Below are 14,031 nucleotides of genomic sequence, written 5' to 3'. Positions count from 1 at the left end.
ACCAATACCCAGCAGTAAAAGAAACTGTAGTTGTAGTCAGCGAAGAATCGGTAAATTCTAAACGTTTAGTCGCCTATGTAGTTCCTCAAAAAGAGCAAACACTGGCAATTCCTGAACTACGTAGCTTCTTAGAGTCAAAGTTGCCACCTTACATGGTACCATCTGCTTTTGTCAGCCTAGAAGCGTTACCATTAACACCTAATGGCAAGGTTGATCGTAAGGTACTACCTGTACCTGATACAGCAAGACCTGAATTAGGCAAAGAGCTAGTAGCACCTCGTAATTTCGTAGAAGCCAAGCTGGCTGAAATTTGGGCAGAAGTGCTTGGTGTGGATAAAGTGGGTATTTTCGATAACTTTTTTGAGTTAGGTGGTGATTCCATCCTTGCCATTGTAGTTATCACCAGAGCCAACCAGGCTGGTCTAAAACTGGCAGTTAAACAGTTATTTCAACATCAAACAGTTGCTGGTTTGGCAAGTGTGGCAGTTGCGAAAAAGGTAAAACAAGCTGAACAAGGACTGGTTACAGGTTTAGCTTCTCTGACACCAATACAATACTGGTTTTTTGAACAGAATCTACTCGAACCCCACCACTGGAACCAAGCAGTCTTACTAGAAGTTAAACAAGTTCTTGACCTAGCTGTATTAGAAAAATCCGTACAGCAACTGCTGTTACACCATGATGCTCTCCGCTTACGTTTTGAGCAAACAGAGTCTAGTTGGCAGCAGGTTATAGCCAGCCCTGATGCAGAATTACCCTGGATACACTTGGATTTCTCTGCCCTATCAGCAAGCGAACAAGAACTAGCCATCGAAACAGCTGCTACCAAATTACAAGCCAGTCTTAATCTCTCAACAGGCCCATTAATCCGAGTTGCTCTGTTCGACTTAGGGCAGCAACCAAGCCATTTGCTGATAGTCATTCACCATTTAGCCGTAGATGGCGTTTCTTGGCGGATTTTACTGGAGGATTTGGAAACAGTATACCAACAGTTAAGTCAAGGCAAGAAAGCGCAACTGCCAGCAAAGACAACTTCGTTTAAATATTGGTCGCAATGCTTACAGGAATATGCACAATCAGCTACCCTCCAGCAAGAATGGGACTATTGGCTGAGTCCGTGTTGGCAGGAGATTGCTCCTTTACCAGTCGATTTTTCTAACGGCGACAATATTGTGGCGGAAGTTCGGAACATCTCAATTTTTCTGACTGTAAAACAGACTGAAGCCTTGCTAAAAGAAGTACCAAAAGCTTATAATACACAAATTAATGATGTCTTGCTCACGGCATTAGTACAAGCTTTTTCTCAATGGACTGGCAATAGTTCTCTGTTGTTGGCTCTGGAAGGTCATGGGCGGGAAGAAATTTTCGATGATGTAGATTTTTCACGCACAGTGGGTTGGTTAACCTCTATTTTTCCTGTAATGTTAGATTTAGGAAAAACGTCCGATCCCGTAGATGCCTTGAAAGTGGTAAAAGAGCAGCTGCGGGGCATTCCAAATAAGGGAATGGGCTATGGTGTACTACGTTACCTAAGTCATGATACTACGAGAGTAGAGGCACTGCGATCGCTTCCCCAAGCTGAGGTCGTCTTCAATTACTTAGGTCAGTTCGATCAAACATTTTCGGACTCATCAATATTTAGAATCTCTCAGAACTCCCAAGGACAAACGCGCAGTTCGGGGAACCACGAGACCTATTTACTAAATATCAATGCTTTGGTAATTGATAACCAGTTGAGAGTGAATTGGGCGTACAGTGAAAAAATACATCGACGAAGTACTATCGAACGATTAGCGCAAGAGTTTTTGGAAGCATTGCTAGTACTCGTGACTCATTGTCAATCCCCTGAAGACAGAGGATATACACCTTCTGATTTTCCAGAAGCAGACTTGATTCAACAAGACCTCGATCGGTTTTTAGAGAAAATCAACCGAGGGAGTAAAAATAAAACAACATGAAAGAAGATATCCAAGATATATATCCACTATCTCCGATACAGCATGGTATGCTTTTTCACAGTTTGCACGCTCCAGAAATGGAGCTATACCATGCACAGTCCGTCTACACCTTTAGTGGCAATTTGAACCTTGCGGCTTTTAAATATGCTTGGCAGCAAGTAGCAACCCGACACACAATGTTGCGTACTAGCTTCTATTGGGAAGAATTGGATAAACCACTACAAGTTGTGCATCAACAAGTAGAAGTACCTGTAGAATACCAAGATTGGCAGGAAATCAATCCATTAGAACAGCAAGAGCATTTACAGTCTTTTCTCAACAGCGATCGCCTGCGACGTTTTGATTTTTCCCAAGCACCTCTAATGCGTGTGGCTATCATCCAGATTCAAGAACACGCTTACTATCTTGTTTGGAGTAGCAACCTGATCGTTCTAGATGGTTGGTCATATCCATTGGTATTAAATGATGTGATTGAAATTTATGAAGCTTATTGTCAGGGTGAGGATGCATCCTTAGCAGATGGCAGTTGCTTTAAAGATTATATCAAATGGCTCAAACAGCAAGATTCATCAAAAGCAGAGGATTTCTGGCGACAGCATCTTAATGGAGTCAAAGAGGCTACTCCCCTAAGGAATTTAGAGTCAAACAACTTGTCTCACTTAGAACAACGGTACGAGGATATAAAAATCAGTCTATCGGAAGCAACGACAAAGAATCTATATTTATTAGCAAGACAGCATCACCTCACTATGAGTACCCTCGTTCAGGGAGCTTGGGCTATACTTCTGTGTCACTACAATGGCAAAAATGATGTAATCTATGGCTGTACGACTTCTGGTCGTCCAGTAGATTTAGAGGGTTCGGAGTCAATGGTAGGGGAAATGGTTAATACCTTACCAGTAAACCTCAAGGTAAATATGGATGAGTATTTATTACCTTGGCTTCAGCAATTACAAAATCAGTTGATAGATATTCGTGAGTATGAGTATTATCCATTGGTAGATATTCAAAAGGGCAGCGAAGTTCGGGGTAACGTAACCTTGTTTGAGAGCATAGTGGTGTTCGAGAACCAAAAAACAGGTAAATTTCTGCAAGAATGGGGAAGTCTAAACATCTCTGAGAAAACTGAATATTACAAAACTAACTATCCTCTAACTATAGTTGGGTATCCTGGTTCAGAACTGACGATTGGAATTAATTATGATTTTCGCCGCTTTGATGCTGCAACAATCATTAATATATTAGAGCATTTAAAAATATTGCTCGAAGGCGTGGTGACAAATCCTCAAGTACGTCTTCAGGAGTTATTGTTGCTTACAGAGCAAAAGCCCCATATTAAATTATCAATGTTAGAAACAGAAATGTCATTGGATTTTGATTTTGTTTCCACCAATTAAATGGCTAGATAAAGCTTAAAAATCACAATTAACAAAAAGAAAACACCAAATTTCATTTCCAAGGTTTTTATCTTTATTTATTTGTAATTAGAGAAGAAGAAGGGGTTTTTGGCTTTTAGCGATCGCTCCTATAGATCCGAAGAGTCTTTTGAAGTAAAACCCCAAATTCAGCAATCCCAGATTAATTAATGTATTTTGTAATTCAAATAGAAAACTCATGAATATATTTGAAAAGCGTGAATCAAACGTCAGAAGCTATTGCCGCAATTTTACCGCCATCTTTCATAGAGCTAAAGGTTCTATAATTTATTCTGAATCAGGTGAAGAATATATTGATTTTTTAGCAGGAGCAGGTGCTTTAAATTATGGACATAATCACGACTATATCAAAGAAAAAGTGATCTCATATTTAGATGCCGATGGAATAACACATGGTTTGGATATGTATACTTCGGCTAAGGAGAAATTTTTAGCCAAGTTTGATGAGGTGGTACTAAGTTCAACAAAACTAGATTATCGCATTCAATTTTGTGGGCCAACAGGAACAAACGCAGTTGAAGCTGCTTTAAAATTAGCGAGAAAAGTAAAACGAAGAACAGGCATATTCTCCTTCATGGGAGCATATCATGGAATGACTTTAGGCAGCCTATCGATTAGTGGCAACATAGGAATTAGAGCAGGCGCAATTGGTACATCAAGTAATGTAAACTTTATGCCTTATCCTTATGGATTCATGGAAAGTTTTGACACAATAGAATATATAAATTCTGTTTTAAATGATGTCAACTCTGGAATTGAAAAACCAGCAGCAATAATCTTTGAAACAGTGCAGGCTGAAGGTGGAGTTGTTGTAGCTCCCATTGAGTGGATGCAAAGACTAAGAAGGTTATGTGACGAGAATGATATTTTATTAATCTGCGATGATATTCAGGTCGGCTGTGGTCGAACAGGCTCTTTCTTTTCCTTTGAAAGAGCAGATATTGTTCCCGATATGGTAGTACTTTCTAAATCTATTAGTGGGTACGGGTTTCCAATGTCACTATTATTGATTAAACCAGAATTGGATATATGGGAACCGGGTGAGCATAATGGTACTTTTCGGGGTAATCAATTGGCATTTATAGGAGCAACAGCTGCTCTAGAGTATAGAGAAAGTAGCAATCTAGAACAGGATGTCAAAGCCAAAGAACTTTTTTTGAAAAATTTTCTCACTCAACAAATAGCATCAATTAATGAAAAGATAGCAATACGTGGAATTGGTATGATTTGGGGTATTGATTTAAAAAATTTTGGCGGCAATAGTTTTGCTAAAAGTATAACATCGCGTTGTTTTGAGCTAGGATTAATAGTTGAACGCGCAGGTAGAAATGATACTGTAATTAAAATTTTACCCCCTTTGGTAATTGATATGTCTACCTTAGAAAAAGGTTGTTCAATTATCAAAGAAGCTTTTCATGACTGCATATCAAATTAAATTGGCATACTAATATTCATAACTTAGCAAGTAGTTTGTTGTCAGGAGAAAAATATGAGTACAAAATCACACTTAAATGACTTATTATCTCAAAAAATTTATTGGATAAATAAATTATCAGGAGAACTACCAGAAACAAATCTAATGCTGGACTATGTAAGACCTTCATTTCCTAGTGATAGAAACAAATCTCTTAGCTTTGACTTATCAAATGATTTATCTAAAGCAATCATTAAGCTAGCTAAAGGTTCTTATTTTTCAACGTACTTGATATTAGTGTCTGCATTGAATATATTGCTACAAAAATATACTCGAAATAATGATGTTATTATTGGAATACCTATATATGAAGAAAATGGTACAGGTTGCATAAATAACAAAGTCATTCCCTTGCGGACTCAGGTAACACGTCAACTTTCATTCAAAGATTTTACTTTTGAAGTCAAAGATGCAATTATCGGTGCTTTCAACAATCAGAACTATAATTTTCATGAGTTAATTAAGTTGTTAGAGCTACCAACAAGCCCTAATCGTTGTCCACTTTTTGACATAGTAGTTTTATTAGAAAATATTCACAGTAAAAAAGATTTAAATCAACTTAATAATGATATAACAATTTCTTTTTCAGTTAATGGTGAAGGTATTATTGCCAATATTGAGTATAAAGAACATCTGTTTAAAGATGAAAATATAAAATTGATGATTAGGTATTATACTAATGGTCTTGAGAATATTATCAATAAATTGAATAATAGAATATCAGATATTCTATTTTTGAAAGAATTTGATAAACATCAGCTATTGAAAATATATAACAACAAGACTAAAGAATATCCAGTCGATCGGACAATAAATAAATTATTTGAAAATCAGGTATCTCAAACTCCAAACAAGATAGCTGTCGTTCATCAATCCACTAAATTAACCTATCAAGAAATCAATATAAAAGCTAATCGAATAGCTAGATTACTGCGAAAAATAGGAGTTTCTAAAGGAGAGTTTGTAGGCATTTTTAAAGCTCGCGATATCAATTTCCTGGTTGCTATCCTTGCTATCTACAAGGCGGGTGGGGCATATATACCGATTGATAGTACTTATCCACCAAATCGAATTAAATATATGCTATCTAATAGCGAAGTTAAATTTATACTAACAGATTGTTCGCTATTAAATTCCTTATCAGACTTGGTAGAAGATGATTCGCAATTATCATCTATTATTTGTTTAGATGATGTCTTGAATAGGACTAAAATATGGGCTAATAAAACAGAGCTTAAAATATATAGCAAGTGTGATTTTGACCAGCTACCTCATGAAAATATAGAACATCTGAATGATGCTGTCACCCCAGCTTATATGCTTTATACTTCAGGCTCTACAGGATTATCTAAAGGGGCAATTGTTAGACATGATGGTGCAATAAATCATATTTATGCTCAATTTGATGAGTTGGAGTTAAGGTCGGAATTTTGTTTTCTCCAAAGCGCTCCTTCTTCAACAGATATTTCTGTATGGCAATTTTTGGCACCACTTTTAATTGGCGGAAAGACTATAATTGTAGATATCGAAACTGTTGCGATTCCCGACCAATTATTTGCAGTACTTAAATCAGAAAAAATTACTGTTGTTGAATTAGTACCAACATTATTTGGAGGGTTACTTGAATATGCTTCCCAATTACCAAACTATGAACGGGTATTACCAGATTTAAAATGGATGATATTATCGGGTGAATCTGTATCGGTTAAATGGGTAAATAGGTGGCTTGAGATATACCCCCATATCAGAATTGCTAATGCTTATGGCCCTACCGAAGCTGCTGATGATATCACCCAGTTTATCGTTAACAAACCTTTGCCAGAAAATCAGCGAACAGTTCCAATTGGTAAACCATTAGCAAACTTAAATCTCTACATTCTGGATGAAGAAATGCAGCTATTACCCATTGGTGTTCCCGGAGAAATCTGTGTATCGGGAATTGGTGTAGGTGATGGGTATTGGAAAAACGAAGAAAAAACCAATTTAAGCTTTGTTCCTAACCCGTTTACAGATACCATAAACAGCCTAGCTGGTAATCGCAGAGATGTAATTTATAAGACTGGAGATTTAGGAAGGTGGCTGACTGATGGGAACATCGAATTCCTTGGACGTATTGACCATCAAGTGAAAATTCGTGGTTTCCGGGTTGAACTTGGAGAAATTGAGACATTTTTAGGTCAGCACCCGAATGTACGTGAAAATGTAGTTGTGGTTCAACAGGAGCAAGCAGATAACGTGCAATTAGTTGCCTATGTGGTTGCGAAGACAGAAGTAGTTCCTAGTATTAGCGAACTCCGTAGCTTCTTGAAGGGAAAATTACCTGACCACATGATTCCTTCTGCCTTTGTAGTACTGAAAAATCTACCGCTAGCACCAAGTGGTAAAGTAGACCGTAAAGCTCTGCCTAAACCAGATAATCTTCGTCCAGAACTAGAAACAGCTTACGTGTCTCCGCGAAATGAGATCGAGCGGACGGTTGCTGATATTTGGCAAAAAGTACTTAAGGTGGAAAAAGTTGGCATTAAAGATAACTTTTTTGACCTCGGTGGTCAATCGCTAAATGTACTTCAGGTTTATAGCAAAGTGCGAGAACTTTTGAAAGCGGATTTAGCTATAACTGACCTTTTTAAATATCCGACTATAAATTCTTTATCACAGTATTTAAGTCAAAAAGATAATATTGATGAAGTATTTGCTTCTGAAAGTAATCAAATCAATGAAAATCTAGAAGCTGGTAAAGCTAGATTAAAACAAAGTCTCTTGCGAAAGAAAAAACAATTTATTTAAAACAGAATAAAAGATTAATTAAAAGGATAAAAAATGATGTCTAACTCAGTAGATTATTTAAGTGACAAAACAGGCTTAGAAATAGCTATTATTGGGATGAGTGGCTGTTTTCCCCAATCTCAAAATGTTGAGCAATTTTGGCAAAATATCCGAGACGGAGTAGAGTTGATTCATTATTTCAGCGCTCAAGAGCTAAAAGATTTAGGTGTAGATTCTGCCGACCTTACAAACCCTTATTATGTTAGGGCAGAGGGTGTAGTTGAAGATATAGATTTGTTTGATGCTTCATTCTTTGGTATAAATCCCAGAGAAGCTGAAATTATGGATCCCGGACTCCGTTTCTTTTTGGAACATGCATGGACAGCACTTGAAAATGCTGGTTATAGTTCCGAAGCTTACAATCAGCCGATTGGAGTTTATGTTGGTACTAGTTTTGGCGGTTATTTACGTAATATTTATTCAAATTATGAAATTGTAGAATCTCTTGGTGAACAACAAATAGAGAAAGGAACCTCTGGAGCTTCCGTTACATTTGCTTCTTATAAATTAAACTTGCAGGGGCCAAGTTATGCAGTTCAAACTACCTGTTCAAGTTCATTGGTTGCTTTACATTTAGCCTGCCAAGGTTTGCTTAGTGGCGAGTGTGATGTTGCTTTGGCGGCTGGAGTCTCAATATCAGAAGCAGTCGGTTATATATATCAGCAAGATGGAACTTCATCTCCTGATGGACATTGCCGTGCTTTTGATGTCAATTCCAAGGGATGTCCAAGAGGAAGAGGTTTAGGTGTTGTAGTTTTAAAGCGTTTAGAGGAAGCGATCGCAGATGGAGACTGCATCCATGCAGTCATCAAAGGTTCCGCCATTAATAATGATGGAGCAAACAAAGTTAGCTACACTGCACCCAGCGTTGATGGTCAGGCAAAGGTGATTAGAGCGGCTCAGATTATGGCTGAGGTGGAACCCGAAACAATTACCTATATAGAGGCTCACGGGACTGCAACCGCTCTAGGCGACCCCGTTGAAATTGCTGCTTTAACACAAGCTTTCCGCAGCAAAACTCAGAAAAAGGGCTTTTGTGCGATCGGTTCTTTGAAAACCAACATTGGACATTTGGACGAAGCTGCTGGAGTTGCAAGTCTAATTAAAACCGTTTTAGCACTCAAGCATAAACAGATACCACCTAGCTTAAACTTTGAAGAACCTAACCCCCAGATAGATTTTGCTAACAGTCCTTTTTACGTTAACAACACATTGTCTGAGTGGAAGAGCAATGACGCTCCTCGTCGTGCTGGAGTTAGTGCTTTTGGTTTTGGTGGGACAAATGCCCATGTAATTTTAGAAGAAGCGACCATAATTAAACCTTCTAGCCCTTCTCGGTCTTGGCAGTTATTATTACTTTCAGCTAAAACAAATACAGCACTGGAAACTGCTACAGAAAATCTGGCTAATTATCTCCAAGAGCATCCAGATTTCAATCTCGCTGATGTTGCTCATACTTTGCAAGTGGGCCGCTGGACTTTGAACCATCGCCGAATGGTAGTTTGCCAAAACCAAGAAGATGCAATCAAGGCGCTGCAAGACCCTCAAATGGCTTTCACCCATTACCAAGAACCTTGTAATCGCTCGATTGTGTTTATGTTTTCTGGACAAGGTTCGCAGTATGTAAACATGGGTCGGGAATTATACGAGAGTGAAACCGTATTTAGAGAGCAAGTTGATTACTGCTGCGAGCTGCTCATACCTCACTTAGAAGTAGACCTACGTACAATTTTCTACCCCTTTGCAGAAAAAACTCAAGAAGCAGCACAAAAGTTGCAGCAAACAGCAATTATTCAACCAGCTTTGTTTGTGCTTGAATATGCTTTAGCCAAGTTATTGATGGCCTGGGGCGTGCGTCCTGAGACTATGATTGGTCACGGTATAGGAGAGTATGTAGCCGCCACTGTGGCTGGAGTTTTCTCTTTGGAAGATGCCTTGGCAATAGTAGCTACTCGCGGAAAACTAATGCAGCAGTTGCCTAGTGGTGCTATGCTCTCGGTTCAGCTTCCAGAACAAGAGGTAAAACAACTGCTAGAAAAGGAAATCTCTCTGGCTGCAAGCAATGCACCTTCTTCCTGCGTGGTGTCTGGTTTGACAGAAGCGATAGACCAATTGCAACAGAAGCTACAACAAATAGGTGTAAGCTGTAGACATTTGCATACTTCCCACGCCTTTCATTCTCAAATGATGGAACCCATCATTGAAGCTTTCACCTGGTCGTTACAAAAAATAAAACTCAATCCCCCGAAAATTCCTTTTGTGTCCAATGTTAGCGGAACTTGGATTACCGTAGCAGAAGCGACAGACCCTAACTATTGGGCGAGGCATTTAAGGCAGCCAGTGCGTTTTAGCCAAGGGGTAACAGAGTTACTCAAACAGCCAGAGCAAATACTGTTGGAGATTGGCCCGGGAGGGACACTGAGTAGTTTGGTTAAACAACATCAAACAGATGAACTGATAGCCCTAACCTCTATACGACATCCTCAAGAGCAACAATCAGATGTAGCATTTTTACTCAACACCTTGGGTAGACTTTGGGCAGTAGGAGTTCACATTGATTGGTCTGGTTTTTACGTAGATGAAAAGCGTCATCGTGTACCCTTACCTACTTATCCTTTTGAGCGCAAGCGTTACTGGCTGGAGGTAAATCGAAATGCGCTTCTGGCAATGAAGTCGTCAAAAACCTTAGATAAGAAGCCAGATATTGCTGACTGGTTCTACATTCCTCGTTGGAGAGAATCTACACCGCTTGAGCTTTTCCAAAAACAAAAGCTGGTAGAACAAAAGTTATGTTGGTTAGTTTTTGTCGATACCTATGGAGTGGGATCAGAAATTGCAGAAAGACTCAAACAACAAGGTCAGGATGTGATTACCGTCAAAGTCGCAGATAATTTTGCGAAACTTAGTGACTGTACATATACAATTAATCCCCAACAGAGAGATGATTATGATACCTTGCTTCAAACACTGCAAGAGCAGAATTGGACTGCCCAGGGGATTGCCCATTTTTGGGGCGTTACTCCCAACGATACTCTACACTCTCAAGAGCTAGACGAACAAACACAACATCAATTTTTTGAAGATTGTCAGCATCTCGGTTTCTGGAGTCTACTTTTTTTAACACAGGCCTTAGGAAAACAAGATATTAGCAATTCTCTGAAGCTGATGGTAGTCACCAGTAATTTATATGATGTAACTGGCGATGAGAAATTATGCCCTTCTAAAGCAACCGTATTAGGGCCATGTAAGGTAATTCCCAAGGAATATTCAAACATATATTGCCGTAATATTGATATAGTAGTCAATTCTTTAGAAACCCCATCAGGACAAAAAGTTTTAGACAATCTGATCGCAGAATTTACAGCAGATCAAACAGATGACATAGTTGCCTACCGTGGTTATCATCGCTGGATTCAATCGTTCGAGCCTGTGCATTTGGAACAGAGCATAGCTGATAAAACTAAGTTAAAGGAGGGAGGGGTTTACTTAATTACTGGTGGACTAGGCGGTATTGGTTTAGTATTAGCAGAACATCTAGCAAAGAAAGTGCAGGCTAGATTAGTTCTAGTTGGACGAAAGAGTATTCCTGAAAAAGATCATTGGCAAGAATGGTTGGCAACTCATGATGAACAAGATCGGGTTAGCCGGATAATTTGTAAAGTGCAAGTATTAGAGGCTCTTGGTGCAGAAGTTTTGGTAATCAGTGCGGATGTGACTAATTCCGAACAAATGCAGGCTGTGATTGCTCAGTCAATAGAAAAATTTGGTGAGATTAATGGTGTTATCCACGCAGCTGGTATTGCTGGTGGCGGTGTCATCCAACTTAAAACCCCGGATATAGCAAGCAAGGTACTCGCACCAAAAGTCAGAGGAACGATATTACTAGAGCAAGTTTTTCAGAATATTAATTTAGATTTCTTGGTACTTTGTTCATCCCAAAGTTCTATATTGGGTGAATTTGGACAGGTAGATTATTGCGCGGCTAATGCATTTCTTGATGTATATGCATATAATCAAGTTTCTAAATCTGGAAGATTAACAATATCAATCGACTGGGATACTTGGCAAGAAGTAGGTATGGCAACGGAGATTATTTTACCAGATAATCTCAAATATATAGCGGAAGATATAGTTGCAGAAGAATTAAAAGAAGCAATAATGCCCCAAGAAGGCGCTGATGCTTTTGATCGCATTTTGGGAAGTGCCTTACCTCACGTTGTTGTGTCAACAAAAAATTTCTCAGATGTAATTAAGGAGAATCATTATCTCAATTTTCTGGAAGAAGGATTAAAACTTCTGGAAGATAACTCAGCTTCAGCTAGTATTTCCCAAGCAAACCATCCTCGCCCAAATCTAGGTAATGATTATGTTGCACCTAATAATGAAATCGAAGGAACTATTGCTCGAATCTGGCAACAGATCCTGGGAATTAATCAAATAGGTATTCATGATAGCTTTTTTGATTTGGGAGGACATTCCCTATTAGCTACTCAACTTCTCTCTCTATTGCGTCAAGAGTTTCAAGTAAACCTGTCTCTGCATAGCTTTTTTGAAGCACCCACTATCATCGATCAAGCATTGATGGTTGAACAGACCCGAAATTCGGGAGAAAGGTATAGTATCAACATGATTGAAAGAATCGAGCGGAGTAATGAGCAACAGGTGTTGGCAAAACTCGATCAAATTTCAGACCAAGAAGTAGAGTTACTGCTTAATAAGGTGTTAGCAGAAAAGGGAACTGAACAATGACCAGTAATCACGAGAAAATTAATGATATTTCACCAGAAAAAAAACGTGAATTGTTGGCAAAACTACTTCAAGAAAAGGTTAGCCAGCTTCAGACTTTTCCAATGTCTTTTGGTCAACAACGACTTTGGTTTATAGACCAATTACAACCTGGTAACTTTGCTAATCACATATCGGCAGCTTTGCGTCTTACAGGTTTTCTGAATCAAGCTGCATTATTGCAAACCCTGAATGAAATAGTGCGACACCACGAAGTTTTGCGAACTACTTTCGCAACGATGGAAGAAAAACCTGTTCAGGTAATTATTCCTACTTTAAGCTTGAATTTACCTACCATCAATCTGGAGGAATTATCTGAGTTTGAGCAAGAAGCTGAAGTTAAAAAGTTAGTTATACAAGAAATTCAGCAACCCTTTAATTTGAGCCAAGCTCCATTACTGCGAGCTACTTTGCTGCGTCTCAAAGAAACAGAACACATTCTAGTGTTCACAATGCACCATATTATCTCTGACGGATGGTCAATGGGAGTACTGACTCAAGAAGTCGCAGTACTTTACGAAGCCTTCTCGAAAGGGCAGCCTTCTTTGCTTTCAGAACTGCCAATACAGTATGTAGACTTTGCAGCTTGGCAGCGACAACGGCTACAAGGAGAATTACTACAATCACAAATATCTTATTGGAAAAACCAGTTAGAGGGCGCACCAAAATTATTAGAGTTACCCACTGACTACCCACGACCTGCTGTTAGCAGCTTTCAGGGTGCTAGCTATCCATTTGAGTTATCTGATGATTTATATGTAGCCTTAAATAAATTGAGCCAGCAGCATGGAAGTACCTTATTTATGACCCTGCTGGCAGCCTTTCAAATACTACTATGGCGTTATACGGGTAGTGAAGATATTGTAGTCGGCTCGCCCATTGCTAACCGCGATCGCACAGAATTAGAAGAATTAATTGGTTTTTTTGCTAATACAATTGCACTGCGAACTAATTTGGCAGATAATCCTACCTTTGAGGAGCTACTAGCTCGTGTGCGGACAAACCTATTAGGAGCTTATGCCCATCAAGATTTACCTTTTGAGCAGCTAGTAGAAGAACTGCAACCACAACGAAACTTGAGCTACACACCAGTATTTCAAGTGATGTTTGTGCTTCAAAATACACCAATGCCAGCTTTTGAATTGCCTGGTTTGACTATAAATCCCTTGGTAATTGATAATGGTAGCGCCAAGTTTGATTTGACTTTAGAGATAACAGAAACACCACAAAAAATTTTTGCTAACCTGGAGTTTAATACAGATTTATTCAAGGAAAGTACTATTAAGCGGATGGCTGTACATTTCCAAACCTTACTTAAAGAGATTATTGCAAAGCCGAAACTACCGCTCTCAGAATTATCACTGCTAACAGAAGTTGAGCAACATCAGTTACTTGTAGAGTGGAATGATACTCAAGCTGACTATGCCCAAGATAAATGCATTCATCAGTTATTTGCAGAGCAAGTGGAGCGTAGTCCCGATGCAGTAGCGGTGGTGTTTGAAAATCAGCAATTGACCTATCGACAGTTGAATGAGCGGGCTAATCAGTTAGC

Annotated in this window: 6 protein-coding genes; all 6 read left to right on the top strand. The window is 38.9% G+C overall.

What is annotated here, in order from left to right; all coding sequences use genetic code 11:
- Positions 1-1,958 (top strand): condensation domain-containing protein (locus CDG79_RS34955; RefSeq protein WP_223278525.1); only part of this gene is annotated, 1,958 nt, incomplete at its 5' end.
- Positions 1,955-3,355, top strand: coding sequence for a condensation domain-containing protein (locus CDG79_RS34950; protein WP_094346202.1), 1,401 nt, complete (start codon positions 1,955-1,957; stop codon positions 3,353-3,355). The genes CDG79_RS34955 and CDG79_RS34950, both read left to right, overlap by 4 nt.
- Positions 3,356-3,572: 217 nt before the next feature.
- Positions 3,573-4,829, top strand: coding sequence for a diaminobutyrate--2-oxoglutarate transaminase (ectB, locus tag CDG79_RS34945; protein WP_094346201.1), 1,257 nt, complete (start codon positions 3,573-3,575; stop codon positions 4,827-4,829).
- A 54-nt stretch (positions 4,830-4,883) separates the two neighbouring features.
- A complete protein-coding gene (locus CDG79_RS34940; RefSeq protein WP_094346200.1) occupies positions 4,884-7,655 on the top strand; it encodes a non-ribosomal peptide synthetase in 2,772 nt (923 codons plus the stop codon).
- 36 nt (positions 7,656-7,691) lie between these two features.
- Positions 7,692-12,443 carry a type I polyketide synthase gene (locus CDG79_RS34935; protein ID WP_094346199.1) on the top strand — a complete coding sequence of 1,584 codons (4,752 nt, stop codon included), beginning with the start codon at positions 7,692-7,694 and terminating at the stop codon, positions 12,441-12,443.
- Positions 12,440-14,031 (top strand): condensation domain-containing protein (locus tag CDG79_RS34930; RefSeq protein ID WP_143855668.1); only part of this gene is annotated, 1,592 nt, incomplete at its 3' end. The genes CDG79_RS34935 and CDG79_RS34930, both read left to right, overlap by 4 nt.

The sequence above is a fragment of the Nostoc sp. 'Peltigera membranacea cyanobiont' 232 genome (assembly GCF_002245985.1).
GTDB lineage: Bacteria > Cyanobacteriota > Cyanobacteriia > Cyanobacteriales > Nostocaceae > Nostoc.
This window is presented reverse-complemented; position numbering and strand designations above follow the sequence as displayed.